Below are 26,168 nucleotides of genomic sequence, written 5' to 3'. Positions count from 1 at the left end.
GGCAGGGGATATCGAAATGGGTCTGTTCAATGCACATGCGGTGGCGCAGCAACGCGCCGACCGGATCGCCACGCTCCTCCAGTCGTTCGCCGACGGCCAGCTCGACACCGCCGTCGGCGAAGCCCCGGCGCCCGGCTACGAGCGCCTTTATGACAGCCTGCGGGCGCTGCAGCGGCAACTGCGCGAACAACGCGCCGAACTCCAGCAGGTGGAAAGCCTGGAGGCGGGGCTGGCGGAGATGAGCCGCCAGCACGAAGCCGGCTGGATCGACCGGACGATTCCCGACGAGCGCCTGGAGGGCCGCGCGGCGCGCATCGGCAAGGGCATCAACGAACTGGTCGCCGCGCACATCGCGGTGAAGATGAAGGTGGTCAGCGTGGTCACCGCCTACGGCCAGGGCGACTTCGAGCCGCTGATGGACCGCCTGCCAGGCAAGAAGGCGCAGATCACCGAGGCCATCGACGGCGTTCGCGAGCGCCTGCGCGGCGCCGCCGAGGCGACCGCGGCGCAACTGGCCACGGCGGCCTACAACGCGCGGATCAAGAGCGCGCTGGACAACGTCTCGGCCAACGTGATGATCGCCGACAACGACCTCAACATCATCTACATGAACCGTACCGTCAGCGAGATGCTCAGCCGCGCCGAAGCGGACATCCGCAAGCAGTTGCCGAACTTCGATGCCGGCCGCCTGATGGGCGCCAACATCGACGTGTTCCACAAGAACCCGGCGCACCAGCGGCACCTGCTGGCCAACCTCACCGGGGTGCACAAGGCCGAGCTGAACCTCGGCGGCCGGCGCTTCGCCCTCGACGTGGTGCCGGTGTTCAACGACGCCAACGAGCGGCTCGGCTCCGCCGTGCAGTGGACCGACCGCACCGAGGAGCATCGCGCCGAGCAGGAAGTCTCGCAGCTGGTCCAGGCGGCGGCCGCCGGCGATTTCAGCAAGCGCGTCGAGGAGAGCGGCAAGGAAGGCTTCTTCCTCAGGCTGGCGAAGGATCTGAACAGCCTGGTGGACACCGCCGACCGCGGCCTGCGCGATGTCTCGCGGATGCTCGGGGCGCTGGCCCAGGGCGACCTCACCCAGCGCATCGAGGCCGACTACCAGGGCACCTTCGGCCAGCTCAAGGACTTCTCCAACGAGACCGCGCAGAGCCTGTCGCGCATGCTCGGGCAGATCCGCGATGCCGCCGACACCATCAATACCGCCGCCGGCGAGATCGCCAGCGGCAACGCCGAGCTGTCGGCGCGCACCGAGCAGCAGGCGTCGAGCCTGGAGGAAACCGCATCGAGCATGGAGGAGCTGACCAGCACGGTGAAGCTCAATGCGGAGAACGCCCGCCAGGCCAACTCTCTGGCGGCCAATGCCTCGGAAGTGGCGACCCAGGGCGGCACCGTGGTGCAGAAGGTGGTCAGCACCATGTCCTCGATCAACGAATCGGCGCGCAAGATCGCCGACATCATCGGCGTGATCGACGGCATCGCCTTCCAGACCAACATCCTCGCCCTCAATGCCGCGGTCGAGGCGGCCCGCGCCGGCGAGCAGGGGCGCGGCTTCGCGGTGGTCGCCGGCGAGGTGCGCACCCTCGCCCAGCGCTCCGCCGCCGCGGCCAAGGAGATCAAGACGCTGATCTCCGACTCGGTGGACAAGGTGGAGAACGGCAATACCCTGGTGGCCCAGGCCGGGCAGACCATGAGCGACATCGTGGTGGCGATCCGCCGGGTCACCGACATCATGTCGGAGATCGCCGCCGCCTCCGCCGAGCAGAGCACCGGCATCGAGGAGGTGAACAGCGCGGTATCGCAGATGGACGACATGACCCAGCAGAACGCCGCCCTGGTGGAGGAAGCGGCGGCCGCCGCCGAGGCGATGCAGGAGCAGGCCGGCCTGCTCAACCAGTCGGTGGCGGTGTTCAGGCTGGACAACGCGCCGAGCGTGGTCCAGCTCGCCAGCGCGCGTCCTCCCGCGCCGCGTCCCGCTGCGCCGGCGCCGCTCGCCCGCGGCGGCATGGCGCGGGCCAGCAAGGCGCGCAAGGAAGACGGCTGGGAAGAGTTCTGAGACCACGCCGCCCCTCCCCCGGCGGAGGGGCGGCAAGCCCCTCGGGCAGACCAGGGAAACCCGACGCCAATGTCCATCTCCACGCCCTCGCCGGTGTTCGGCAACCACGAGTTCCACTACACCCGCGAGGACTTCCAGCAAGTACGCGAGCGGCTTTACCGGCTGACCGGCATCAGCCTGGCCGAGAGCAAGGTGCAGATGGTCTACAGCCGCCTCTCGCGGCGCCTGCGCCTGCTGCGGCTGGCCAGCTTCGCCGAGTACTTCGCCCACCTCGACCGCGAGCCGGGCGAGCGGCAACTGTTCGTCAACGCGCTGACCACCAACCTCACGGCGTTCTTCCGCGAGCGCCACCATTTCCCTCTGCTCGCCGACCTCGCCCGCCGCCAGTTGCAGCGGCACCGCCCGCTGCGCGTCTGGTCGGCGGCGGCCAGCACCGGCGAGGAGCCCTATTCGATCGCCATTACCCTGGTGGAGGCGCTGGGCCGCTTCGACCCACCGGTGAAGATCATCGCCTCGGACATCGACACCGGGGTGCTCGACTGCGCCCGCCAGGGCGTCTACCCGCTGGACCGCCTGGAGCAGTTGCCGGCGCCGCTGAAGAAACGCTTCTTCCTCCGCGGCACCGGCCCCAACGCCGGCAAGGCCCGCGTGGTCGAGGAGCTGCGCCAGCTGGTGGAATTCCGCCAGATCAACCTGCTGGAAGCGGACTGGCCGATCGCCGGGGAACTCGACGCGATCTTCTGCCGCAACGTGATGATCTACTTCGACAAGCCGACCCAGACCCGCCTGCTGGAACGCATGGTGGCCCTGCTGCGGCCGGAGGGCCTGTTCTTCGCCGGCCACTCGGAGAACTTCGTGCATGCCAGCCACCTGGTGCGCTCCGTCGGCCAGACCGTCTATCGCCCGGCCTGTTCGCGATGAATCTCCAGGCCCGGGAAGGCGCGCCGCTGAACCGCTACTACGATCCGTACTTCGCTTGCGATGCGGTGAAACTGTTGCCCGGCGAGTACTTCGCCAGCGACGAAGACCTGCTGATCGTCACCGTGCTCGGCTCCTGCGTCTCGGTGTGCCTGCGCGACCCGGTCAACGGCATCGGCGGGATGAACCATTTCATGCTTCCCGAGCGCGGCGCCGGCAGCGACCCGGCCTCGCCTTCGGCGCGCTACGGCGGCCACGCCATGGAACTGCTGATCAACCGCATGCTGGCCCTCGGCGCCCGCCGCGAGCGCCTGCAGGCCAAGGTCTTCGGCGGCGGTTCGGTACTGCGCCAGATCAGCGCCGCCATCGGCCAGCGCAACGTCGAGTTCACCCTTGGCTACCTGGCCACCGAGCGCATCCCGCTACTCGCCAGCGACGTGCTGGAGGCCTTCCCGCGCAAGATCTACTTCTTCCCGCGCAATGGCCGGGTCCTGGTGAAGTCCCTGGTGGAGCTGAAGAACGACACCGTGCTACAGCGTGAACGCGACTACCGCCGCCGTATCGACCGCAACCCGGACGGTGGCCCCATCGACCTGTTCTGACTCGCCGGGAGATCCCGCCATGCCCATCAGCGTCCTGGTCGTCGACGATTCCGCCCTGATCCGCAGCCTGCTCAAGGAGATCATCCAGGCCGACCCGGAGCTGCGCCTGGTCGGCTGCGCGCCGGACGCCTTCGTCGCCCGCGACCTGATCAGGCAGCACGCGCCGGACGTGATCAGCCTCGACGTGGAAATGCCGCGGATGGACGGCCTGACCTTCCTCGACAAGCTGATGAAGGCGCGACCGACCCCGGTGCTGATGATCTCCTCGCTCACCGAGCGCGGTTCCGAAGCCACCCTGCGCGCGCTGGAACTGGGCGCGGTGGACTTCATCGCCAAGCCGCGACTGGGCATTGCCGAAGGCATGCAGGCCTACGCCGAGGAAATCCGCGCCAAGCTCAAGACCGTCGCCCGCGCCCGCCTGCGGCGCCGCGCGGCGGACGCGCCGGCGCCGCCGGAGAGCGCGGCGCCGCTGCTCAGCACCGAGAAGATCATCGCCCTCGGCGCTTCCACCGGCGGCACCGAGGCGCTCAAGGAAGTCCTCCTCGGCCTGCCTGCCAACAGCCCCGGGGTAGTCATCACCCAGCACATGCCGCCCGGCTTCACCCGCAGTTTCGCCGAGCGCCTGGACCGCCTGACCCGCCTCGCCGTCAGCGAGGCGCGCGACGGCGACCGCATCCTTCCCGGGCATGCGTTGATCGCGCCGGGCGACTATCACATGCAGGTGCAACGCTCCGGGGCCGACTACATGGTCCGCCTGAACCGCCAGCCGCAGGTCAACGGCCACCGTCCGGCGGTCGACGTGATGTTCGAGTCGCTGGCCCGCTGCGCCGGGCGCAACCTGCTCGCCGGCCTGCTCACCGGGATGGGCAGGGACGGCGCACGCGGGCTGCTGGCGATCCGCCAGGCCGGCGGCTACACCCTGGCTCAGGACGAGGCTACCTGCGTGGTCTACGGCATGCCCCGCGAAGCGGTGGAACTGGGCGCCGCGGAAGACGTGCTGCCGCTCGAGCGGATCGCCCAGGCGCTGCTCCAGCAGGCTGGCCAACGCGGCGGCGGCAACCGCCTCTGAGGCACGCGGCGAAGGATATTTGCGCCACCGCGCACGCTTTTTCAGAAGCCACCGCAACCCGCCCCCGCTATCCGCCCGTCATGACAGGCCCGGTTCATGGGCGCCCAGGACGTCGCCATCATTGTGACGTCAAATTAATGGCGAAATAAAACCAATTTACGTTGCCTGAAATAATGCACAACTGCACAATTGGCCCTTTCGCCAAAAGTTCGACACACGCTTTCGATCCATGATTTCGGCCGCGGGCCGGGCGAGAAACTGATAGGGATAGCCATGGCGGCGAACTGGGGGTTGCGCGGCAAATCGGTGGTGGCGCTGTTGCTGGCCTGTGCCCTGGCACTGGTTCCGGCGGTGCTGCTGGGTTGGCGCGCGATGGACGACATCCGTACGCACTTCGGCCTGGCCTACGCGAAGAACTTCACCCTGCTGCATCGGCAGCAGATCCTCGCCCCGGTCTCCCGCGAACTGGCGTTGTCACGCCGTTTCGCCGAATCGGTGGTGACCCGCGACTGGCTGCTGAAGGAAGACGACCCGGCGCGCCGCGCCCTGTTCTTCCGCGAGGCCGAAGGCTACCGCGGCGATTTCCGCGACCACGCCTACTTCATCATCGCCAGCGGTTCCGGCCACTACTATTTCAACGACGGCCGCCAGGCCCACAGCGACGCGCCGCGCTACACCCTGGAAGCCGACGACCCGGAAGACGCCTGGTACTTCAATACCCTGCGCAACAGCGCCGCCTACAACATCAACGTGAATGTCGACAGCAAGCTGAACCTGACCAAGGTCTGGTTCAACCTGGTGATCCGCGACCAGGGCCGCCCCATCGGCCTGGCCGGCAGCGGCCTGGACCTGAGCGGCTTCCTCGACGACTTCATCATCGCCCGCGAGCCGGGCGTGACGCCGATGATCGTCGGCGACGACGGCGCCATCCAGGCCCACCCGGACCGCCGCCTGATCGCCTACAGCTCGGCCGCCGGCGGCGCCAGCGAACGCCACCGGGTGTTCGACCTGCTCGACCGGCCGGAACAGCGCGACGCCCTGCGCGAGGCCATGCGCCTGGCCCGTGCCAAGGCCGGCTCGGTGCACTGCCTGTGGGCCGGTCTCGACGGCCGCCAGCAGCTGTTCGCCGTGGCCTACATCCCGCAGCTGCGCTGGTACGTGCTCACCGCTGTCGACCTGCATGCCGCCCAGGTCCTCGACAACCGCTGGCTATGGCCGCTGGCGGGGACCTTCCTGCTGTTGCTGGTGGCCCTGCTGCTGGGCTTCGCCTATGCCGTCGAGCGCCTGCTGCTGCGTCCCCTGCGCAGCCTCAAGCGTTCGGCCAAGGCGATCGCCGCCGGACGCTACGACACGCCGCTGCCGCTGGCCCGGCAGGACGAGATCGGCTCGCTGTCGAAGGCTTTCGCCAGCATGGCCGACCAGGTCCGCCGGCACACCGCCGAGCTGGAAGACAAGGTCCAGGAACGCACCCAGGCGCTGGAGGAAGCCAACCGCGAGATGGCCGCCGCGCAGAAGAAGATCGGCGACAGCCTCGACTACGCCAGCCTGATCCAGCGCGCCATCCTCCCCGACCGCCAGCTCAGCGCCACCCTCGGCGAGCACCACTTCATCCTGTGGAAACCGCGCGACGTGGTCGGCGGCGATTTCTACGTGTATCGCGAACAGGCCGACGGCTACCTGATCGGCGTGGTCGACTGCGCCGGGCATGGCGTGCCCGGCGCGCTGATGACCATGCTCGCGCGCGCCGCCATCGACCACGCCATCGAGGCGGTCGGCAGCCGCGACCCGGCGGCGATCCTCGACGAGACCGACCAGGCGATGCGCAGCATGCTCAGCCAGGAGCAGATCCCCCAGGCACTGGCCACCAACATGGACGCCGGGCTGGTCTGGGTAGACCGTCGGCGCGGCCAGCTGGCCTTCGCCGGGGCGAAGATCTCGCTCTACGCCAGCGACGGCGAGGAGGTCCAGGAACTCAAGGGCGCGCGCCGGGCGATCGGCGACAAGCGCCGCGGCGACTACCACAACATCGAGGTACCGCTGGCGCCGGGCTGGACCTTCTACCTGAGCACCGACGGTTTCCTCGACCAGGCCGGCGGCGAACACGGCTTCGGCTTCGGCAGCCGGCGCTTCGCCGACATGCTCCGCGACCACGCGCGGCAGCCGCTCCCCGAGCAGGCCGAGGCCTTCGTGGCGACCCTCGCCGAGTACCAGGGCGAGCACCCGCAACGCGACGACATCACCATCCTGTCCTTCCGATTCGACTAGGGGCACCCATGGAAACGCTAGACCTGCTGGCCATGCGTGAAAGCTACACCCGCCAACGCATCCTGCTCTGCTTCAACGGACCGATCTCGCGCAGCCTGATCGAGGAGATCGGCCACGCCTTGCGCAACTACCTGCACGCCGAGCAGGCCAAGCCGAGCGAGGCGATGGACGTGTTCGCGGTGTACATCGAGATGACCCAGAACATCCGCCACTACGCCAACCTCAAGGGCTACGGCGAACACGAGGCGGCGGCCACCGTAGCCATCGCCCGCAACGAGGACGGCCACTACGTGGTCTCCGCCGGCAACCTGGTGGAACGCGACGACGGCCAGCGCCTGGTGCAGAGCATCCAGGCCATCGCCAACCTCGACAAGGCCGCCCTCAAGGCCGCCTACAAGGAGCAGCTGCGCCGCCCGCGCGACAGCGGCAGCGCCAGCGGTGCCGGTCTCGGCCTGCTGGACATCGCCCGCAAGTCCAGCGAACCACTGGCCGCATCGCTGAAGGAGCAGCCCGACGGGCGCGCCTTCTTCAGCCTGCGCGCCGTGATCTGACCCCGTGTTTTAGGAAGAACACCATCATGAGTGACCTGCACATACCCGGCACCCAGTCCACGCCCGCCATCCAGGGCGACTGGCAGGCCGGACGCCTGTCCATGCAAGGCGACTCCTACCCGGAAAACTCCTACGAACTATTCGGCCAGGTGATCGACTGGGTCGAGCGCTTCCTCGCCGAGGAGCGCCGTCCGCTGGAACTGGACCTGCGCCTGCTGTACCTGAACACCAGTTCGATCAAGGCCATGATGGACATCTTCGACCTGCTCGAGGAAGCCCATCAGGGCGGCCGCGCCATCGACCTGCGCTGGCACTACGACCGGCGCAACGAACGGGTCGCCGAGCTGGCCGAGGAGTTCCGCGAGGACTGCAGCTTCCCCTTCGCCATCCAGGCCCACGACGAGTAGCCGACGATGAGCCGCGAACGCGAACTGGACGCCTGGATCGACGGCCTGCTGGCCGACCCGCGCTTCCATGGGCATCCGCTGCACGAGGCGCTGGGCCGCCTGCGCCAGCAGTCGCTGGAACAACTGGTGCGGCTGGAACGCATCGCGCGGATCTCCGACGGTTTCCAGTCGATGGCGCGGGAGCAGAACCTGACGCTGTCCGAGCGCTACCACAAGCAACTGCGGCGCCTGGAGAAGGTGGCGCGGATTTCCGACCGCTACCAGCAGATGATGCGCGACCTCAACCTGGCGCTGAAGGAAGCCTCGATCCGCGACCCGCTCACCGGCCTGCCGAACCGGCGCATGTTGCTCGAGCGCCTGCGGGAAGAGAACGAGCGTTCCCAGCGCCACGGCCAGAGCTACGTGCTGGCGATGCTCGACGTGGACTTCTTCAAGCAGGTCAACGACACCTGGGGCCACGACAGCGGCGACCGGGTGCTGGTGGAGATCGCCCGGGCGATGGAGTCAGAGCTGCGCGAATACGACCTGTGCGGGCGCTGGGGCGGCGAGGAATTCCTCCTGCTGCTGCCGCAGACCCGCCTGCAGGACGCCGGCCCGGTGCTCGAACGCGTGCGCGACAGCGTGCGGACCCTGGCGGTGCGGGTCGGCACCGAGGCGCTGAGCGTCACCGCCAGCGTCGGCGTCACCGAGCATCGCATCGGCGAAACCTACTCGCAGACCGTCAACCGCGCCGACGCCGCGCTGCTCGACGCCAAGCGCAGCGGCCGCGACAAATGCGTGTTCGCCGCCGTCCCGGCGACCCCGGCCAGCCCGCGCCCGGCTCCGGCGCGCTGAGCGCTCAGGCCTCCAGCCGCTGTGGCCGCACCTGGCCGCGGCTGAGGTCCACCAGCAACGCCTGCAACTCGTCGAAGCGCGCCGCGGGCAATTCCAGGACCAGGCCGACGCCATCGGCGCGGTACTCTTCCTCCTCCACCCGCGCACCCAGCGCCAGGCTGCGCGCCTTGAGCAGCGCGTGCTCGGCGAAGGCACAGGCGAAGCGCACCCGGCAACGCTCGACCAGTTCGCGGCGCGGTGCCTGCTGCAGGCACTTGGCCGCGCCGCCGCCATAGGCGCGGGCAAGGCCGCCGGTACCGAGCTTGATGCCGCCGAACCAGCGGCTGACCAGCACCGCCACGCAGTCCATGTCCTGGCCCTCGATGGCCGCCAGGATCGGCCGTCCGGCGCTGCCGCCGGGTTCGCCGTCGTCGCTGAAGCGGTACTGCGCGCCGCACTTCCAGGCCCAGCAGTTATGCCCGGCGGAGGCATCGCGGTGGGCGGCGATGAACGCCTGCGCCGCGCCTTCGTCGGCGACCGGCGCGGCAATGGTGTGGAAACGGCTCTTGCGGATCTCCTCGCGGAACTCGGCGAGGCCTTGCAGGGTGCTCGGCATCGGTTCAGGCCGCCGGCGGGGTCAGGCCGCAGCCCTTGAGGATGATCCGCACCAGGTTCTCGGTCGCGGCGGCGAAGTCCTGCTTCGACAGGCGCTTGCGTCCGGTGACCAGGCCGATCTGGGTGGCGAAGTCGGCGTAGTGCTGGGTGCTGCCCCAGAGCAGGAAGATCAGGTGCACGGGATCCACCGGGTCCATCCGCCCGGCGGCGATCCAGGCCTCGAAGACCGCCGCACGGCCGCGGAACCAGCTGCGGTAGTCCTGGTTGAAGTGCGCGGTGAGGCACTCACCGCCGCTGATGATCTCCATGGCGAAGATCCGCGAGGCCAGCGGGTAGCGGCGGGAGAATTCCATCTTGGCGCGGATGTAGCCGGCCAGCGCCTCGGCCGGATCGTCTCCGGGGCCGAGGGTGTTGAAGGTGCCGTCCCAGAGTTCGAGGATGTTGCTCAGCACCGCCGTGTAGAGGCCCAGCTTGTTGCCGAAGTAGTAGTGCAGGTTGGCCTTGGGCAGGCCGACGTTCTGCGCGATGGTGTTCATGCTGGTGCCCTTGAAGCCGTGGCGGGCGAACTCCTCCTCGGCCGCGGCGAGGATCGCTTCCTCGTTCTTCTGGCGAATGCGCCCGGCTGGCTTGTCGCGGGCGTCCGGGGCGTGGGCGGGCACTGTCAGGGTCATGCGGCGGCTTCCATCGACGAGGTCCCCGCGTTGATACCCCAGCGCGGCCGGGACACACAAGCCGCGGGTGGAAAAATTTGCAAACGCGCGTATCAACCCAGCGGCTTGCGCCAGCGCGCCAGGGCGCCGCCCTCCGGGCTGCCCAGCGGCGCTTGGGCAACACGCTCCTCGGGCAGCAGCAGGTTGAGCAGGATGGCGGTGACGCCGCCGCTGGTGATCGCCGAATCGAACAGGGTCTTCACCACCGCCGGCATCTGGTCGAGCAGGGTCGGCTGGGCGGCGACGCCGAGGCCGACGCCGAACGAGGCGGCGATGATCAGCACGCTGCGGCGATCCATGGCGGTCTGGCCGAGGATGCGGATGCCGGCGGCGGCGACGCTGCCGAACATCACCAGGGTGGCGCCGCCGAGCACCGGCTTGGGGATCTGCTGGAGGATCGCGCCGATCCAGGGGAACAGGCCGAGCGCCAGCAACACGCCGCCGATGTAGATGCCGACGTGCCGGCTGGCCACCCCGGTGAGCTGGATGACCCCGTTGTTCTGCGCGAAGGTGGTGTTCGGGAAGGCGCTGAAGGTGGCTGCCAGCAGGCAGCTGACGCCGTCGCCGAGCACCCCGCCGCGCAACCGTTCGAGGTATTTCGGCCCGTCCAGCGGCTGGCGCGAGAGCATGCAGTTGGCGGTCAGGTCGCCGACCGTCTCGATGCTGCTGATCAGGTAGATCAGCGCCACCGGCAGGAACGCCATCCAGTCGAAGGCGAAGCCGAAACGGAACGGCTGCGGCAGGCTGAGCAGCGGCAGCTCGGGCAGCGGCCGCGGCACGAACACACCGGTCGCCCAGGCCGCCAGGGTGCCCAGCGCCAGGCCGCCGACGATCGCCGCCAGGCGCAGCCAGGGCAGGCGCGAGCGGTTCAGCAGGACGATGCTCAGCAGCACCAGCGCGCCCAGCGCCAGGTTGGCCGGCGCGCCGAAGTCGGCGGCCCCGGCGCCGCCGCCGAGGTCGGTGATGCCGACCTTGATCAGGCTGACGCCGATCAGGGTGATGACGATACCGGTCACCAGCGGCGTGATCACCCGCCGCAGGTGACCGAGGAAACGACTGAGGACGATCTGCACGAAGGCGCCGAAGAAACACACGCCGAAGATCATCGCGAGAATATCCTCGGGACCGCCGCCGCGCTGCTTCACCAGCATGCCGGCGGCCAGCACCGCGCCGAGGAAGGCGAAGCTGGTGCCCTGCAGGCAGATCATCCCGGCGCCGATGCCGAACGGCCGGCGCGCCTGGATCAGGGTCCCGACGCCGGAAACCGTCAGCGCCATGCTGATCAGGTACGGCAGGTGCTCGCCGAGGCCGAGCAGCGAGCCGATCACCAGCGGCGGAGTGACGATGCCGACGAAGCTGGCCAGCACGTGCTGTAGCGCGGCAAGGAAGGCGGGAAGCGGGCGCGGCCGGTCGTCGAGGCCGTAGATGAGGTCGTGGGGGCGTTGTTCTTCGCTGTGCATCGGGGCCGTCTCAGGGTGGCGCTCCTCGGGCGGCGAGGAGGATGCACGGCTTCTGCAAGAAGCTGTCCAGGTGATCAGCTTATTCCTGCCGCTCAGGCTGCAAGGCACGCCCGGCGCGGGTCGAGCAGGCAACGATAGACAAACGCAAGGGCGACGGAGGTGACCGCCGCGCACCGTGCCGAAGCACGGCGCGCAATGTCGGGGCGCGCTGGCGGGGCGGGGCCGGAGCCCCGCGCCACGAACTCAGAAGTGGTACTTGACCAGGAAGCTGGCGGTGTTCTGGTCGGTGGTGAAGTACTGCGAGTCCTTCACACCGTACTTGTCGGACCAGTAGTCGTACTCCAGGCCCACGTACAGGTGCTTCGGCTCGTAGCCGAGGGCCTTGCCCAGGTCGTACTTGACCTGTGGGTTGAAGTGCAGGTTGGCGTGGTAGTCGCTCTGGTTGCGGCGGCTGGTGCTGGCGCTCTTGTTGTTGATCACCCAGTCCATGTAGCCGTCGATGAGGATGTCGGAGTTGCCTACCGGGATGGTGTAGGACCACACTGGGGTGATCTGCCAGGCGCCGGCGCGCACGCGGTTGCCGTCGGGCTTGCGGTAGTAGAAGTTGAGCTGGAAGTAGTCGAAGCCGGGAATCGCCAGGTCGAAGCCCGGGCCGAGCAGGTAGGCCTCGGTGTCGCCCTCGCCGAACTCGTAGGTGCCGGCCAGCAGCACGTCCTTCACCGGGCCGAAGGACAGGTCCGCGCCGGTCAGCTTGCCGAAGCTCAGGCGCGGAGTGATCTCGCCATAGTAGGTGTTCTTGCCGTTGCTGGCGTCTTCCTTGCCGTTGTAGTTGATCTGGTCGAAGAAGATGAACAGGTCGCCCCAGGTCCAGCCGCTGGCGTGTTCCAGGGTGAAGGTCTGCTGGATCGGCGGGTTGATCTTGAAGTTCTTGCCGTAGAGGTAGGTCAGGCTCTCGTTGTGCCAGAGCAGCGGCCCCGAGTCGGTCTCGTGGGTCGGCGTCATGTCATGGTCTTCGGCGACGGCCTGGCCTGCGGCCAGCAGCCCCCCGGCTAGCATCACGGTGGCGAGTGTGCGGCTCATTGAAACGCTCCTGGAGTGGATAGCTTTTTTTCTAGTGGGCGAACCTGTCCGAGCGGTCAGGCCTCGCCATGGATAGCAAGAACGAAGCCAAGACGGCGCGGACGCTTCGCCGGGTTTCCTGCGGCGAAGGGAACGCCTGTTTTTTCAGTGTTTTGGACAAAGGCGGCGAAGTGCCTCCAACCTCTCTACGACGGCAAAAACCTGACCCCAAGGACAGCTTTTGCCTTGCGCTGGTGCGTGGCCGGGAGGGGCGTGCTCGACTCGGGTGGGCAGCGCGAAGAAAACTGGATACACAAAAACGATTTGTGACAAAAAGAATCAGCAGACTTTTGTACACAAAAAAGTGCGTGGTGTTTCTACACATCGCCGCCCCGGCAGACGGGCGAGAAGCGGCGCGGATGATGCCAGAGACGGCGGGCGGAATTCATCCCCGAATGGGGCTTTTCGTCGGGTTTCGGGACGCCCGGGGATAGATTCGCCAGGGCCGGCAAGGCTCCGGTGTCATGACACCCTCGATGTTGCGTAGCGGAGCGCGCGTGAGCACCGCGTAGCCTGGCTGCTTCTCATGCCCACCGGGACTTCCTGTTTCGCCATCCGCAGAGCGGATGCGCCTCGGGCGTTATCCGCCGGACGGGTCTGCCCGCCTCACCCACATGAGTCCCTCACCACACCGCAATCTGCGAGTCGGTGCGCGGCTCGGTGCCGCCACAGAGCACGCCGCTGACCGGGTCACGCAGGACGATCTGGCCGCGCCCGTAGCTGGTCGAGTCGTAGGCGATCTCCACCTGGTGCCCACGCTGCGCCAGCTCCGTCGCCAGCGCGCGCGGCGCGGCGTGCTCGATGCCGACGCGCAGCCCGCCCAGCCACTGCCAGCGCGGCGCGTCGAGGGCGGCCTGGGGGTTGAGGCCGAAGTCCACCAGGTTCATCACCATCTGCACGTGGCCCTGCGGCTGCATGTAGGCGCCCATCACGCCGAACGGGCCGAGCGGTATGCCGTCCTTGCTGAGGAAACCGGGGATGATGGTGTGGAAGGTCTGCTTGCCCGGCTCCAGGCAATTCACGTGGTCCGGGTCGAGGCTGAACTCGGCGCCGCGGTTCTGCAAGGCGATGCCGGTGCCGGGCACCACCACGCCGGAGCCGAAGCCGTGGTAGTTGCTCTGGATGAACGAGACCAGGTTGCCCTCCTCGTCGCCGCAGGCCAGATACACCGTGCCGCCCGGCTTCGGCTGGCCGGGCGTGGGGTCGAGCGCGTGCGCGCCGATCAGCGCGCGGCGGCTGGCGGCGTAGTCCTCGTGCAGCAGTTCCTCGACCGAGACCCGCATCGACCGCGGCTGGCTGATGTAGTGCAAGCCATCGACATAGGCCAGCTTCATCGCCTCCAGCTGGCGGTGCCAGGTCTGCGCGCAATCGCGCTCGCCGAACTCGAAGCCCTTGAGGATGTTCAGGGTCATGAGGGCGATCAGGCCCTGGCCGCTCGGCGGGATCTCCCAGACGTCGTAGCCACGGTAATTCAGCGCGATCGGTTCGACCCACTGCGCCCGGTAGCCAGCCAGGTCGTCCAGGCGCAGGTAGCCGCCGCTGCGCTCGGCGTGGCCGGCGATGGTCCTGGCCAGTTCGCCGCGGTAGAAGCTTTCGCACTGGCTGCGCGCCAGCTCGTCCAGGGTGTCGGCCTGCCCCGGCTGGCGAAACACCTCGCCGGCGCGCGGCGCCCGGCCGTCGATGAGGAACTCGTCGAACCAGGCCCGCAGCTCGGGCCGTTGCGGCAGCGCCGTGCGGAACTTGTCCAGGCCGCCCTGCCACAGGCGGGCGATCACCGGCGAGACCGGGAAACCGTCGCGGGCCAGCTCGATCGCCGGTTGCAGCAACTGCCCGAACGGCAATTTGCCGAAGCGCCGCGACAGTTCGGCCCAGGCCGCCGGGCAGCCCGGCACGGTGACCGGGGTCCAGCCGTACAGCGGCATCCTGTCATGACCGGCAGCGCGCACCCGCTCGCGGTCGAGCAGGCCCGGCGCGCGCCCGCTGGCGTCCAGGCCGTGCAGGCGGCCGCGGGTCCAGACCAGGGCGAAGGCATCGCCGCCGATGCCGCAGCCGGTCGGCTCGACCACCGTCAGCGCGGCGGCGGTGGCGATCGCCGCGTCGATGGCGTTGCCACCATGGCGCAATATCTCCAGCCCGACCTGCGCCGCCTGCGGCTGCGAGGTGGCGACCATGCCACGGCGGGCATGGACCGGCGAACGTTGCGAGGCGTAGGGAAGCGCGTGGGCGGAGAAGTCGAGCATCGGCGTGGGCTCCGGGAAACTTGAGGCGGCAGGTTAGCCCTGCCAGACTCTGCCGACTAGCGACACGACGCCAAGTCATGACGATGAACGGACAGCCCGCGGAACTCCACCGCCCCATTCCCCGCCTCGCACGCCTGCCACGACCAGTCTATGCGCGCGCGGAAAGCCTGCGCGCCGGTTCCTGGACCTCGCGCCATCACCACGCCTGGGTGCAACTTTCCTACGCCATCAGCGGCGTGCTCGGCGTGCATACCGCCGAGGGCAGCTTCTTCGCCCCGCCGCAACGGGCGATCTGGATTCCGGCGCAACTGGAACACGAGGTGGTCACCTCCACCCGCGCCGAGATGCGCAGCCTGTACATCCGTGGCGACGCCTGCGCCTGGGCGCCCACGCGCTGCCGGGTGCTGGAGGTGACGCCGCTGGCGCGCGAGCTGATCAAGTCTTTCTGCGAACTGCCGGTGGACTACCCGGAGGGCGACAGCGCCGAGTCGCGGCTGGTGCAGGTGCTGCTGGACCAGCTGCGGCTGCTGCCGGAGGTCGCCTTCTCCCTGCCGATGCCGCGCGAGCCGCGCCTGCTGCGGCTGTGCCAGGCACTGATCGACGAACCGACCCAGAGCCTGACCATGGGCGACTGGGCGCAGCGCCTGGGCACCTCGGAAAAGACCCTGTCGCGCCTGTTCCAGCGCGAGACCGGGATGAACTACCGGCTCTGGCGCCAGCGCCAGCGCCTGCTCGCCTCGCTCAACGCGCTGGAGGCCGGCGACAGCGTCACCGGCGCCGCCCTGGACAGCGGCTACGACTCGACCTCGGCCTACATCGCCGCCTTCAAGGGACTCTTCGGCTTCACGCCCGGCGAGCTGTTCAGGCAGCGCTGAGCCCGGCGAGAGGCCCGGCGCGCCGGGCTCAGAACACGTCGACGGGGTAGTCGACGATCACCCGGTACTCGTCGATGCCGTTGTCCACCGCGCTGTAGCCGCCGGTGCCACGATGGGTCGCCCAGCGCAGGCGTAGCGAGAGGTCCTTGGCCGGACCGCCCTGGACCACGTACTGCAGGTCGAGGTCACGTTCCCAGTGCTTGGCGTTGTTGCCCTCGGCGCTGTACCAGCCGCCGTAGCCGGGACTGTCCGGGTCGACCCGGGTCAGGTCCAGCTTGCCGCGCGAGTAGGAAGCCGAAGCGGTCAGGCCGGGCATGCCGAGGGCGACGAAATCGTAGTCGTATTGCAGCTTCCAGGACTTCTCGTTGGGGCCGTTGAAGTCGGAATACTGCTGCGAGTTGTCGAGGAAGATGCTGTCGCCCTGGTTGATGTAGTCGAACGGCGTGTTGCCGTTGACCTTCTGCAGCACCGCGGTGACGGTGTGCTGCCTGTAGCCGACCGCGAAATGCAGGCTGTAGGTGTTGTTGTCGATCCGGCCGAGCAGCGAGTCGCCGCTGTCTACGGTCTTGTAGTAATGCGCGCCGGGATTCAGCGACCAGTCCTCGTCGATCTCGTAGGTGTAGTCGACGTCGGCGTAGTACTGCTTCCAGACGTTCTGCAGTTCGGCGGCGTACAGGCTGCTGGTGAAGCCCTCGATGCCGCCCCAGGTGCCGCCCAGCCAGCTGAGGTGGTGGCTGTCGCGGTTCTCCGGCAGCTCGCCGTAGTACGAGCCGAGGCGGCGGTGGCCGCTCTGGTTGTAGTACTTGGTGAAGCTGACCTGGCCGGCCGTGAGGGTCAGGTCCTCGAAGCTGTTGTTGGTCAGGCTCACGCCACGGAAGGTCTGCGGCAGCATGCGCGACTCGCCGCCGGCGACCACCGGGTTGCCGAGGAACTGGTCGCCCAGCTTCAGCTCGGTGTCGAAGGCGCGGATCTTCAGCGCCGCGCCGCCGCTGGAGAATTCGTCGGGTGCCTTGCCGGACTCGTAGCCTTCCTTGCTCGGCGCGGTGATCGGCAGGATGCTGGTGCCGCCGGTACCGCCGCCGCCGTCGAGCTTCAGCCCGAGCATGCCGTAGGCATCGACGCCGAAACCGACCACGCCGGGCGTATAGCCGGACTGGAAGGTGGCGATGAAGCCTTGCGCCCATTCCTTGCTGTCGTGCCCGGAAGCGTGCCGGCGGTCATGGTTGAAGTAGTAGTTGCGGGTCAGCAATTGGAGGCTGGAGCCTTCGATGAAGCCTTCTTCGGCTTCCCCCTCATCGGCCCAGGCGACAGGCGCGCTGAACAGCGCCAGCGCCAATGGCGTCAAGGCGAACAGATTCCTCATTGCGGTTGCTCCTTTTACAGCGTGTTGAAATCCGGCAGGGCCGGAAAGGTGTTGTGGTGTTTCCGGCGGCGCTTCTGGCGGCGTCGCGCGGGCGATCGCTCCCACGGGGCGCCCAGGCGGGCGCAACCCGAAAAAAAAGGCCGCTGGTAGCAGCGGCCTTGAGAAGACGTCGAATAGGAGCAATCAAGGTTCGGCGTCGGGAAGTCTTTCCAGTGTATGTACCGGACACTGGAAACCGGTTGGAACGCAGTCGGACTCTTCTATGGAAAGTCTCTTCGACTCATCGGGCATTATGTTTTTCACGTCCCGCTCTTCGGTTGGCGAGATCGAGGCAAACAGAACGGATAATCGTCTACAGCCGGCGATAATTATCCATTGAGCTGGCCCGATTATATTTTTCCGCCATTATTGGAAAAACCCCGCTATCAAACGAAAGTCCTTTACATATTTTGCAAGAATTATCCGGGCGCTCGGAAAGGCAAAAAAAACGCCGCATATCGTATGCGGCGCAAGGACAGGGTACCCAGGCTCACGCTTCCCGAGTACCCGGGGGAAGCCATGGCGCGCCCGGCGCCATGCACTGGATCAGGAGTCGCGGCGGGTCTCGGCCGGCGCGGCGGAGGCGGACAGTTCCTGCTGGTGCTCGATGGCCTGCTGGTTGGCGTCGACCATGCGGTTGGTCATCAGCGAGGACTCTTCGGCGAAACCGACCTGGGAAAATGCGAGGGAAAACAGACTGAGTACGGCGGCAGCAAGGATCTGGCGATTCATGGCGGGTCTCCGATGACACCCTTTTCACTTGGGACGGGAGCCATATTAGTTAACCGCCATGGTCGGAAAAATAGCCAAACAGACGAGAGAGTATTACCTCAATAACAATAATCCCTCATTGCGCCCAGTAACTTGAACTTTGCATGGTGGTTTCGTCGCGAGCGAATGCCTGGGGCAATTCCTGTTGCAACAGGTCGACCCAGGTACGGATCTTTGCGTCTAGGTAGCGCCGCGACGGATACAGCGCATAGATGGTCCGTTCATGCATGGTGTGGCCGGGCATCACCCGCCGCAGCTCGCCGTTGCGCAGCGCCGGGGCGGCCACGTAGCTGGGCAGCAGGGCGATGCCCAGACCGGCCCTGGCCGCCTGGGCCATGACCTCGGCGACATTGACCATGAAGGTGTTCTGCGGGCTGACGGTGCGCTCGCCCTGCTCGTCGACGAAGAGCCAGCCCTCCGGATAGGCCGGGTCCTGCAGGCGCAGGCAGACATGCTGCTCCAGTTCGTCCACCGAACGCGGCACTCCGCGTTGCTGCAGGTAGCCGGGGCTGGCGCAGAGCACACTGTGGATACTGCCCAGGCGCTGGGCGACGAACTCCGAGTCGGGCAACTGGCGCTCGCCGGTGATCAGCACGTCCTGGCCTTCCTCGAGCATGTCCGGGTTGCGCTGGGACAGGGTCAGCTCGATCACCACGTCGGGGAACAGCGCGCCGTAGCGGGCGATCATCGGCACCAGGTGGTGCTGCCCCAGGCCCATCAGCGACTGCACGCGCAGGCGTCCGCAGGGGCGGATGTGCGCACCGCTGGCCTCGGCCTCGGCGACCTCGATGTCCGCGAGGATCGCCCGGCAGCGCTCCAGGTAGCGTTCGCCGGCCTCGGTCAGGGCCAGGCGCCGGGTGGTGCGGTGCAGCAGGCGCGTCTGCAGGTGCGCCTCCAGGTCGGAGATCAGCCGCGACACCTGCGCGGTGGACAGGTCCAGGGCCTGGGCGGCGGAGGTGAAGCTGCCGCTGTCGACCACCCTGGCGAACACGCGCATGCCTTGCAATGTGTCCACTGTTACCTCGGTTGCAAAACAGATTCGTAAATTGGTCGGATTTTCCGCGGCGCCGGGCTGCCTATACTGGCCGTCGTCGCCGTAGCAACGCCGGGCATACCCTGCCCGGCGTCGGGGCGGATGGCCCACCCGCCGCCCGCCTTCCTTCCCCCCGCACAGACTCTGCTACGGCGACGCCCCTTTCCCTTTCCGCCGCGCTCAGCGTCCCGGCTCCGGAATCCGGTACCAGGCGACGTACAGCGCCGGCAGGAAGATCAGCGTGAGCAGCGTGGCGGCGACGATGCCGCCGATCATCGCATAGGCCATCGGTCCCCAGAACACCTCGCGGGCGATGGGGATCATCCCCAGGCTGGCCGCCGCCGCGGTCAGCAGGATCGGCCGGGTGCGGTGGTGGGTGGCTTCCAGTACCGCTTCCCAGGGCGTCTTGCCGTCCTTCTCGAAGGCATCGATCTGGGTCACCAGGATCACCGAGTTGCGGATGATGATGCCGATCAGCGCGAGGATCCCGAGGATCGCCACGAAGCCCATCGGCGTGCCGGTCGGCAGCAACGCCGCGACCACCCCGATCAGCCCCAGCGGCGCGACGCTGGCCACCAGGAACAGCTTCTGCACGCTCTGCAGCTGGATCATCAGGAAGGTCGCCATGAGGAACAGCATCAGCGGCACCACCTTGGCGATCGGGCCCTCGGCCTTGCCGCTCTCCTCCACCGTGCCGCCCACCTCGATCCGGTAGTTGGCCGGCAGGCCGTCGGCGAAGCGCCTGACCTCCGGGGCCAGGCGGGCGACCAGGTCGGTGGGCTGGATCTCGCCACGCAAGGACGCCTTCACGGTGATCGTCGGCTTGCGGTCGCGGCGCCACACCAGCGGCTGCTCCAGCTCGTAGCTGACCTTGGCGAACGCCTTGAGCGGGATCGAGGTGCCGCTGGGAGTGACGATCTGCAGGCTCTCCAGGGTCTCCAGCGAGCCACGCTCGCTGTCCTCGGCGCGGCCGATGACGTTGACCAGGTAGATGTCGTCGCGCACCTGGGTCACCGCGCTACCGGTCACCACGCTGTTCATGATCTGCGCCACGTCCTCTGAGGACAACCCGAGCTGGCGCGCCTTGTCCTGGGCGATGTCGATCTTGAGCATCTTCCCGGGCTCGTTCCAGTCGTAGACGATATCGCCGATGTTCGGGTTGCCGTCGAGCACCCCGGCCAGGCCCATGGCGTATTCGCGGACCTTGTCGATCTGCGGCCCGCTGACCCGGTACTGGATCGGCCGACCCACCGGCGGCCCCATCTCCAGCGGCTGCACGTAGGTGCTGATACCGACGTAGTCCTTGCGCAGCCGTTCGCGCAGGCGGGTGGCGACGCGCTCGCGGGCTTCCAGGTCCTTGGTGACGATCACCAGCTGGCCATAGAAGTTGTTCTGCAACTGCTGGTCCAGCGGCAGGTAGAAGCGGATCGCGCCCTCGCCGACGTAGGCGCTCCAGTGATCGATGTCCTCGTCGTCCTTCAGCGTCGCTTCCAGGCGGTCCATCACCGCCCGGGTCTCGTGGATGCTGCTGTTCTGCGGCAGGTTGAGGTCGACCAGCAGTTCCGGCCGGTCGGAAGACGGGAAGAACTGGTGCTGGACGAACTTCATCAGGAACAGCGACACGCCGAACAGCAGCGCGGTGAGGAAGATGGTCGTCCAGCGCCGGCGCATCGCCAGGTGCAGCAGGCTGTCGAAACGCTCGGCGATGCGGCTCTTCTTCTGCTCCGACTTGTGCTTGAGGGTCTTGGGCAGGATGTGCACGGCGATCACCGGGGCGAACAGCACCGCGACGATCCAAGACAGCAGCAGGGCCACGGCGATCACCGCGAACAGGGTGAAGGTGTATTCGCCGGCGGAGCTGGCGTTGAGCCCGATGGGCACGAAGCCGGCCACCGTCACCAGGGTCCCGGTGAGCATCGGGAAGGCCGTCGAGGTGTAGGCGTAGGTCGCCGAGTCGTGCAGCGAGTCGCCCAGCTCTAAGCGGGTGATCATCATCTCCACGGTGATCATGGCGTCGTCCACCAGCAGGCCGAGGGCGATGATCAGCGCGCCGAGGGAAACCCGCTGCATGGTGATGCCGGTGTACTCCATGAACACGAAGACCATCGCCAGCACCAGCGGAATCGAGCAGGCCACCACCAGCCCGGCGCGCAGGCCGAGACTGACGAAGCTGACGATGAGGACGATCACCACCGCCTCGAACAGCGCCTGGGTGAAGCCGCCGACGGCCTTCTTCACCACCTGCGCCTGGTTCGACACCTGGTGCACGCCGACCCCCACCGGCAGCTCGCCGGTGATCTCCTGCATGCGCGCGTTCAGCGCCTCGCCGAACTCGAGGATGTTGCCGCCCTCCTTCATCGCCACCGCCAGGCCGATGGCCGGCTCGCCCTTGTAGCGGAACAGCGAGGTCGGCGGATCGACGAAGTCGCGGCTGATGCTGGCCAGGTCGGACAGCCGGTAGAAGCGCTCGTTGACCCGCAGGTTGATGGCCTGCAGGTCCTTTTCCGAACGGAAGTTGCCGGAAGTACGCACCGAGATGCGCTCGGGGCCGGCCTCGACCACCCCCGAGGGGGTCACCGCGTTCTGCGCCTGCAGGCTCTGCACCACCTGGCGCTGGTCGAGACCGAGGGCGGCCAGCTTGCGGGTGGAGAAATTGAGGTAGATGACTTCGTCCTGTGCGCCGATCATCTGCACCTTGCCCAGGTCCTTCACCGAGCGGATGTCCAGGCGCACCTTCTCCACGTAGTCGCGCAGCTGGCGGAAGTCCAGGCCGTCGGCGGTGAAGGCGTAGACGCTGCCGAAGACGTCGCCGAACTCGTCGTTGAAACCCGGCCCCTGGATGCCCTGGGGGAATTCGCCCTGGATATCGGAGATCTTCTTGCGTACCTGGTACCAGATGTCCGGGATGTCGCCGGCCTTGGTGGTGTCCTTGAGGTAGACGAAGACCGTCGATTCGCCGGGCCGCGTGTAGCTCTTCACGTAGTCCAGCGAGTCCAGTTCCTCGAGCTTCTTCTCGATGCGGTCGGTGACCTGCTCCAGGGTGTCGTCCACCGTGGCGCCCGGCCAGCGGGTCTGGATGACCATGGTCTTGATGGCGAACGAGGGGTCTTCCTCGCGGCCCAGGTTGAGGTAGGAGAACACGCCCATCACCAGCGATACCGCCATCAGGTACCAGACCAGCGACTGGTGGCGCAGGGCCCAGTCCGACAGGTTGAAACCGCCCTTCATCGCGCATCCTCGTCGAGTTTGATCTTCTGCCCGGGCTCGAGGCTGTTGACCCCGGCTCTGACCACCCGGTCTCCATCGACCAGGCCGCCGCCGATCACCACCTGGCGTTCGTCGCGGCTGAGCACCTGTACCTCGCGCAGGGCCACGCTGGACTGCTTCGCATCGATCACCCAGACCTGGGTCTTGCCGTCGCGCTCCAGCAGCACGCTGGCCGGCAGTACGCTGCGCACGCTACCGGCGCTGCTCAGCTGGACCTGGATGGTCGAACCGAGGCGGAACGCCTCCGGCGTCTGCGCCAGGCTCAGGCGCACGCGGCGGGTGCGGGTCGAGGCGTCGGCCTGCGGACCCAGCTCGCGGATGCTGCCGGTGGTCCTGGCCTGCGGGTCGAGCTGGGCGCTGACCAGGAAGCGCGCGTCGGCCGGAAGGCTCTCGGCGACCTCGGTGGGCAGGTCGAAGACCGCCTCGCGCACCTCGGGCCGGGCCAGGGTGACCACCGCCTGGCCGGCGCTGACCACTTGCCCGGCCTCGGCATGCCAGGTGGTGATGACACCGTCGAAGTCGGTCACCAGGCGTGTGTAGGAAAGCTGGTCCCTGGCCTGCTGCAGCGCCGCTTTGGCCTGGTCGAAGCTGGCCTGGCTGGTCTTCAGGCGGGTCCGCGCGTCGTCCAGACGCGCCTGGGCGGTGACGCTGCGGGCGAACAGTTCTTCCTGGCGCCGGGCATTGGCCTGGGCGTCGATCAGCTGCGCCTCGGCGCTGGCCAGGTCGCCCTGGCTGGCGCGCAGCTGGTTCTGCTGGTCGGTGGGGTCGAGGGTCGCCAGCAGCGCGCCCTTGCCGACGAAGTCACCGACGTCGAACAGGCGCGAGGCGATCCGTCCATTGGTGCGAAAGCCGAGCACGCTCTCGTAGCGCGCCTGGATGCTTCCGGCGAAGCGGCCGAGGTCATCGTTCTTCAGGGTCTTCACGGTCACCGAGAGCACCGGTCGCGGCGGCGCCGAGGGTTGCTCGTCGCCGCAGGCGGAGAGCAACAGGGCGCAGCCGAACAGGCTGGCGAGGACAACCGGCTTCATGGCTGGCCTCCGCCGAGGGCGTCACGGCTGGCGGTGGTCTGGGTCGGCTGCGGCGGCTGCGCGACCTCGACCACCTGCCCCGGGTGCAGCAGCTGGCCGCCGACGGTGACCACCGTCTGGCCGGCCTCCAGGCCGCTGGCGATGACCACCTTCTCGCTGGCGTAGCGCGCCACCCGTACCGGTTGCAGGCGCGCCTTGCGCTCCTGGTCGAGCAGCCACACCGCCGGCTGGGAGCCGAGCTTGGACAGCGCCGACCAGGGCAGTACCACGCTGTGCTGCGCCGGCGCGGCGACGCTGGCATTGACCACACTGCCGAGGGTCATTTCCGCCGGCACCGCGTCGAGGCCGACCTTGACCTTCAGCGTGCCGCTGCGCTCGTCCACCGTCGGGGTGATCTCGCGGACCTTGCCGCTGGCGGTGACCTCCGGCCTGCCGAGCAGGCTGACGCTGATCCGCTGGCCCTCGACGTCGTGGCTGAACAGCGATTCGTAGACGTTGAACACCGCGTCGCGCTCGCCGTCGCGGGCCAGGGTGAAGATCGGCACGGTGGCCTGCACCACCTGGCCGACCTCGGCCTGGCGGGCGGTGATCACCCCGGCGTCGGAGGCCCGCAGCTCGGTGTAGGAAAGCAGGTCGCGGGCGTTGGCCAACTGCGCCTGGGCGGCCTTCAGCGAACTCTGCGCGCTGCGCACCGAGGCCAGCGCCTGGTCGTACTCGCTCTGGCTGGTGTAGCCCTTGGGCAGCAGCGCCTTCTGCCGCCGATAGTTGAGGTCGGCGAGCTTCGATTGCGCCTGCTGCGCGGCGACCGCCGCCTGGGCGTTCTCCACGTTGCTGCGCTGGTCCTGTGGGTCGAGCCGTGCCAGCACCTGGCCAGCCGCAACGTGGTCACCGACATCGACCAGGCGCTCGACGATCTTGCCGCCGACGCGGAACGACTGGTCGGCCTGCACCCGCGCCTGGATGTCGCCGGTGATCGAGGTGGCCGAGGCGAACTCGGCCAGCTTCACCGTCTGCGCCAGCACGCGGGTGCGTTCCTCGGTGGGCGGCTCGGCGCCGCAGCCGGCCAGCAGGCTGGCGCACAGGATGGCCGGCAGCGCCATCCGTGGCCAGTGACGTTTGCAATGAAAAGCGCCTCTGGCGTCTGACATGCCTTCCCCTTCGCGAACCATACAGATACCGGCCGAACCGGCCGGAAACTCCCAGAATTGGCAGGGATTCTAGCCGCGTCCCCAAGGATTGCGACTATCAGATGGAAGCGGGGGTTCCTTTTCCAAACTTGTGGAGGGGTTCGCTACAGGCGTCAGCTGAACAGGCGCGCGCTCAACTCGCGGCTGGCCTCCAGCAACAACGGCAGGAAGCGGTTTTCCAGCTCGGCGCGGGAAACCCGGCCGGCATGGGTGCCGACGTTCAGCGCGGCGAGTACGTGGCCGGCGGAATCGCGCACCGGCACCGCCAGCGAGCGCAGGCCGACCTCCAGCTCCTGGTCGACGATGCACCAACCCTGGCGACGGATATCCATCAGGCACGGCAACAGGGTATCCGGGGTATAGAGGGTGCGGCTGGTCTTGGCCTGCATCTCCACCTCGCCGAGGTAGCCGTGCAGCGCGTCGTCGTCCAGCGCGGCGAGGAGGATGCGCCCCATCGAGGTGCAGTAGGCGGGCAGCCGGCTGCCGACGTTGAGGTCCACCGAGATCAGCCGCTGCGGCGTCGCCGAGCGAGCGATGTAGAGCACGTCGTCGCCTTCCAGGGTGGCCATCGAGCAGGCTTCGTGGAGCTGCTCGCTGAGGCGGTCGAGGATCGGCTGCGCGGTGATCGCCAGCGGCGTCGAGGACAGGTAGGCGTGCCCCAGGGTGAGCACCTTCGGCAACAGCGAGTAGGTGCGCCCGTCGGTGGTCGCGTAGCCGAGCTGCATCAGCGTATGCAGGCAGCGGCGCACGGCGGCGCGAGGAATCTCGGTGCGGTGGCTGATCTGGGCGATGGTCAGGTGCCGCTTGCGCTCCTGGAACGCATGGATCACCGCCAGGCCGCGGGCCAGCGAGGTCATGAAGTTGGGATCGCCGGTGAAGGCCGCGATGCGCCTGGCCGGCGAGAGGACGCTCGGCGGCGCCAGGGTGGCGGGATGTTCCGGGTGTTCGCTCATGGAGATTTGCGCTCGCTTCACGGGTAAACGAGCCGATTATCGAACAGTGGTGCGGTAATCGCAATTGACCCTGGTGGCTCCGACTGTAGTACTGTCGGGCTACCCATCGCCCTCCGGGAGTAATGTCAGGTACCCATCGGCGGGTTCTGGGTAACGCCCTTGCCGCTCCGGCAAGGGCGCCTCTCCTCCCCCGCGCGTCCTGCGCGCGACCGGTACCGCTAGAAGTCGAAGAACACCGTCTCGTTATCGCCCTGGATATGGATGTCGAAGCGGTAGGCGAGCTGCCCGTTCACCTCGCAGCGCCGCGCCACCAGGGTGTCCCGCCGCGGCGCCTGCTCGATCAGGTTGAGCACCGGGCAGGCGGCGTTGGCCTCGGCCTCGTCGTCGAAGTACAGGCGGGTGTGCAGGTGGATGTTGATGCCGCGGGCGAACAGCGCCACGTTGATGTGCGGCGCCATCGGTACGCCCTGGGCATTGCGCACCACCCCCGGCTTGACCGTGTGCAGCGTCCACTCGCCGGCGTCGAAGGTGGTGGCGGTGCGGCCGAAGCTGTTGAAGGGCTGTTCCGGGTCGTAGCGTTCCTGGTAGCGGCCCTCGCTGTCGGCCTGCCAGAACTCCAGGAAGGAATCGCGGACCAGGTGGCCGTTGCCGTCGTAGACGTGGCCGAGCAGGAGGATGTGCTGGCCCGGCGCGTCCTCGCGGGCCATGCGGTTCCAGATCTCCAGGTCGCGGGTCGGGTTGCCGGCGGCGGCCAGCGCCAGGCCGATGTGGACGTAGGGGCCGGCGGTCTGGGAAGGGGTTTCCCGCAGCAGTTCGTGGCTCATGGT

The 26,168-nt window shown here is 67.9% G+C and carries 22 protein-coding genes; 9 read left to right on the top strand and 13 right to left on the bottom strand.

Going from position 1 to position 26,168, the window contains the following annotated elements; genetic code table 11:
* Positions 1-16 precede the first annotated feature (16 nt).
* The 8 genes from aer2 to siaD all read left to right on the top strand — a co-directional run bounded on the left by aer2 (position 17) and on the right by siaD (position 8,702).
* Positions 17-2,056 (top strand): aerotaxis transducer Aer2, encoded by a 2,040-nt coding sequence (gene aer2 / locus B7D75_RS00935; protein WP_034079380.1) that lies wholly within the window; start codon positions 17-19, stop codon positions 2,054-2,056.
* 69 nt (positions 2,057-2,125) lie between these two features.
* Positions 2,126-2,977 (top strand): CheR family methyltransferase, encoded by an 852-nt coding sequence (locus tag B7D75_RS00930; protein ID WP_107113654.1) that lies wholly within the window; start codon positions 2,126-2,128, stop codon positions 2,975-2,977.
* On the top strand, positions 2,974-3,576 hold the full coding sequence (gene cheD / locus B7D75_RS00925; RefSeq protein WP_011979209.1) for a chemoreceptor glutamine deamidase CheD: 603 nt from the start codon (positions 2,974-2,976) through the stop codon (positions 3,574-3,576). The genes B7D75_RS00930 and cheD overlap by 4 nt, the downstream gene beginning before the upstream one ends.
* A 19-nt stretch (positions 3,577-3,595) precedes the next feature.
* Positions 3,596-4,645, top strand: a complete 1,050-nt coding sequence (locus B7D75_RS00920; RefSeq protein WP_107113653.1) for a protein-glutamate methylesterase/protein-glutamine glutaminase — start codon at positions 3,596-3,598, stop codon at positions 4,643-4,645.
* 273 nt (positions 4,646-4,918) lie between these two features.
* Positions 4,919-6,910 (top strand): biofilm regulation protein phosphatase SiaA, encoded by a 1,992-nt coding sequence (gene siaA / locus B7D75_RS00915; RefSeq protein WP_052151045.1) that lies wholly within the window; start codon positions 4,919-4,921, stop codon positions 6,908-6,910.
* Between the two features lie 8 nt (positions 6,911-6,918).
* Entirely contained in the window at positions 6,919-7,461 is a 543-nt protein-coding gene (gene siaB, locus B7D75_RS00910; RefSeq protein ID WP_011979206.1) for a biofilm formation regulator kinase SiaB, read from the top strand.
* A gap of 26 nt (positions 7,462-7,487) precedes the next feature.
* The gene (gene siaC, locus B7D75_RS00905) at positions 7,488-7,868 is read left to right on the top strand and encodes a biofilm formation regulator SiaD modulator protein SiaC (protein WP_003150848.1); all 381 of its coding nucleotides are present in this window, start codon (positions 7,488-7,490) and stop codon (positions 7,866-7,868) included.
* Positions 7,869-7,874: 6 nt separating this feature from the next.
* Positions 7,875-8,702 (top strand): biofilm formation regulator diguanylate cyclase SiaD, encoded by an 828-nt coding sequence (gene siaD / locus B7D75_RS00900; RefSeq protein WP_011979205.1) that lies wholly within the window; start codon positions 7,875-7,877, stop codon positions 8,700-8,702.
* A gap of 4 nt (positions 8,703-8,706) precedes the next feature.
* Here siaD and B7D75_RS00895 read toward each other — a convergent pair whose 3' ends face one another.
* From B7D75_RS00895 to B7D75_RS00875, 5 genes are all read right to left on the bottom strand, one after another.
* A complete protein-coding gene (locus tag B7D75_RS00895) occupies positions 8,707-9,297 on the bottom strand; it encodes an IMPACT family protein (protein ID WP_011979204.1) in 591 nt (196 codons plus the stop codon).
* 4 nt (positions 9,298-9,301) lie between these two features.
* Positions 9,302-9,967, bottom strand: a complete 666-nt coding sequence (locus B7D75_RS00890) for a TetR/AcrR family transcriptional regulator (RefSeq protein ID WP_011979203.1) — start codon at positions 9,965-9,967, stop codon at positions 9,302-9,304.
* 92 nt (positions 9,968-10,059) lie between these two features.
* Positions 10,060-11,466 carry a uracil-xanthine permease family protein gene (locus B7D75_RS00885; protein ID WP_011979202.1) on the bottom strand — a complete coding sequence of 469 codons (1,407 nt, stop codon included), beginning with the start codon at positions 11,464-11,466 and terminating at the stop codon, positions 10,060-10,062.
* A gap of 243 nt (positions 11,467-11,709) precedes the next feature.
* Positions 11,710-12,546: an outer membrane protein OmpK gene (locus B7D75_RS00880; protein ID WP_003102209.1), complete on the bottom strand. Its 837-nt coding sequence runs from the start codon at positions 12,544-12,546 to the stop codon at positions 11,710-11,712.
* 662 nt (positions 12,547-13,208) lie between these two features.
* A complete protein-coding gene (locus B7D75_RS00875; RefSeq protein WP_107113652.1) occupies positions 13,209-14,825 on the bottom strand; it encodes a gamma-glutamyltransferase family protein in 1,617 nt (538 codons plus the stop codon).
* A 77-nt stretch (positions 14,826-14,902) separates the two neighbouring features.
* Here B7D75_RS00875 and B7D75_RS00870 point away from each other — a divergent pair, with 77 nt between their 5' ends.
* Complete coding sequence (locus B7D75_RS00870) at positions 14,903-15,700, top strand: AraC family transcriptional regulator (RefSeq protein ID WP_003155775.1); 798 nt, start codon at positions 14,903-14,905, stop codon at positions 15,698-15,700.
* A gap of 28 nt (positions 15,701-15,728) precedes the next feature.
* Here the strand turns inward: B7D75_RS00870 and B7D75_RS00865 are convergent, their stop codons facing one another.
* The 8 genes from B7D75_RS00865 to pcaG form a co-directional block, all read right to left on the bottom strand.
* On the bottom strand, positions 15,729-17,063 hold the full coding sequence (locus tag B7D75_RS00865) for an OprD family porin (RefSeq protein ID WP_107113651.1): 1,335 nt from the start codon (positions 17,061-17,063) through the stop codon (positions 15,729-15,731).
* Positions 17,064-17,648: 585 nt separating this feature from the next.
* Complete coding sequence (locus B7D75_RS00860) at positions 17,649-17,834, bottom strand: hypothetical protein (RefSeq protein ID WP_011979196.1); 186 nt, start codon at positions 17,832-17,834, stop codon at positions 17,649-17,651.
* Positions 17,835-17,949: 115 nt separating this feature from the next.
* Positions 17,950-18,888 (bottom strand): LysR family transcriptional regulator, encoded by a 939-nt coding sequence (locus B7D75_RS00855; protein ID WP_041025268.1) that lies wholly within the window; start codon positions 18,886-18,888, stop codon positions 17,950-17,952.
* A gap of 198 nt (positions 18,889-19,086) precedes the next feature.
* Entirely contained in the window at positions 19,087-22,134 is a 3,048-nt protein-coding gene (gene triC / locus B7D75_RS00850) for a triclosan efflux RND transporter permease subunit TriC (protein ID WP_107113650.1), read from the bottom strand.
* Positions 22,131-23,201: a triclosan efflux RND transporter adaptor protein TriB gene (triB, locus tag B7D75_RS00845; protein ID WP_043104195.1), complete on the bottom strand. Its 1,071-nt coding sequence runs from the start codon at positions 23,199-23,201 to the stop codon at positions 22,131-22,133. The genes triC and triB overlap by 4 nt, the downstream gene beginning before the upstream one ends.
* The gene (locus B7D75_RS00840; RefSeq protein WP_079262223.1) at positions 23,198-24,349 is read right to left on the bottom strand and encodes an efflux RND transporter periplasmic adaptor subunit; all 1,152 of its coding nucleotides are present in this window, start codon (positions 24,347-24,349) and stop codon (positions 23,198-23,200) included. The genes triB and B7D75_RS00840 overlap by 4 nt, the downstream gene beginning before the upstream one ends.
* A gap of 152 nt (positions 24,350-24,501) precedes the next feature.
* Positions 24,502-25,341: an IclR family transcriptional regulator domain-containing protein gene (locus B7D75_RS00835; RefSeq protein ID WP_003155598.1), complete on the bottom strand. Its 840-nt coding sequence runs from the start codon at positions 25,339-25,341 to the stop codon at positions 24,502-24,504.
* Between the two features lie 218 nt (positions 25,342-25,559).
* Entirely contained in the window at positions 25,560-26,165 is a 606-nt protein-coding gene (gene pcaG / locus B7D75_RS00825; RefSeq protein WP_058130010.1) for a protocatechuate 3,4-dioxygenase subunit alpha, read from the bottom strand.
* Between the last annotated feature and the right edge of the window lie 3 nt (positions 26,166-26,168).

This window comes from Pseudomonas paraeruginosa, assembly GCF_003025345.2.
Taxonomy (GTDB): domain Bacteria; phylum Pseudomonadota; class Gammaproteobacteria; order Pseudomonadales; family Pseudomonadaceae; genus Pseudomonas; species Pseudomonas paraeruginosa.
This window is presented reverse-complemented; position numbering and strand designations above follow the sequence as displayed.

Coding starts and splice junctions, on each gene's coding strand:
- aer2 (WP_034079380.1), top strand. CDS start 17: ATGGGTCTGTTCAATGCACATGCGGTGGCGCAGCAACGCGCCGACCGG.
- B7D75_RS00930 (WP_107113654.1), top strand. CDS start 2,126: ATGTCCATCTCCACGCCCTCGCCGGTGTTCGGCAACCACGAGTTCCAC.
- cheD (WP_011979209.1), top strand. CDS start 2,974: ATGAATCTCCAGGCCCGGGAAGGCGCGCCGCTGAACCGCTACTACGAT.
- B7D75_RS00920 (WP_107113653.1), top strand. CDS start 3,596: ATGCCCATCAGCGTCCTGGTCGTCGACGATTCCGCCCTGATCCGCAGC.
- siaA (WP_052151045.1), top strand. CDS start 4,919: ATGGCGGCGAACTGGGGGTTGCGCGGCAAATCGGTGGTGGCGCTGTTG.
- siaB (WP_011979206.1), top strand. CDS start 6,919: ATGGAAACGCTAGACCTGCTGGCCATGCGTGAAAGCTACACCCGCCAA.
- siaC (WP_003150848.1), top strand. CDS start 7,488: ATGAGTGACCTGCACATACCCGGCACCCAGTCCACGCCCGCCATCCAG.
- siaD (WP_011979205.1), top strand. CDS start 7,875: ATGAGCCGCGAACGCGAACTGGACGCCTGGATCGACGGCCTGCTGGCC.
- B7D75_RS00895 (WP_011979204.1), bottom strand. CDS start 9,297: ATGCCGAGCACCCTGCAAGGCCTCGCCGAGTTCCGCGAGGAGATCCGC.
- B7D75_RS00890 (WP_011979203.1), bottom strand. CDS start 9,967: ATGACCCTGACAGTGCCCGCCCACGCCCCGGACGCCCGCGACAAGCCA.
- B7D75_RS00885 (WP_011979202.1), bottom strand. CDS start 11,466: ATGCACAGCGAAGAACAACGCCCCCACGACCTCATCTACGGCCTCGAC.
- B7D75_RS00880 (WP_003102209.1), bottom strand. CDS start 12,546: ATGAGCCGCACACTCGCCACCGTGATGCTAGCCGGGGGGCTGCTGGCC.
- B7D75_RS00875 (WP_107113652.1), bottom strand. CDS start 14,825: ATGCTCGACTTCTCCGCCCACGCGCTTCCCTACGCCTCGCAACGTTCG.
- B7D75_RS00870 (WP_003155775.1), top strand. CDS start 14,903: ATGACGATGAACGGACAGCCCGCGGAACTCCACCGCCCCATTCCCCGC.
- B7D75_RS00865 (WP_107113651.1), bottom strand. CDS start 17,063: ATGAGGAATCTGTTCGCCTTGACGCCATTGGCGCTGGCGCTGTTCAGC.
- B7D75_RS00860 (WP_011979196.1), bottom strand. CDS start 17,834: ATGAATCGCCAGATCCTTGCTGCCGCCGTACTCAGTCTGTTTTCCCTC.
- triC (WP_107113650.1), bottom strand. CDS start 22,134: ATGAAGGGCGGTTTCAACCTGTCGGACTGGGCCCTGCGCCACCAGTCG.
- triB (WP_043104195.1), bottom strand. CDS start 23,201: ATGAAGCCGGTTGTCCTCGCCAGCCTGTTCGGCTGCGCCCTGTTGCTC.
- B7D75_RS00840 (WP_079262223.1), bottom strand. CDS start 24,349: ATGTCAGACGCCAGAGGCGCTTTTCATTGCAAACGTCACTGGCCACGG.
- B7D75_RS00835 (WP_003155598.1), bottom strand. CDS start 25,341: ATGAGCGAACACCCGGAACATCCCGCCACCCTGGCGCCGCCGAGCGTC.
- pcaG (WP_058130010.1), bottom strand. CDS start 26,165: ATGAGCCACGAACTGCTGCGGGAAACCCCTTCCCAGACCGCCGGCCCC.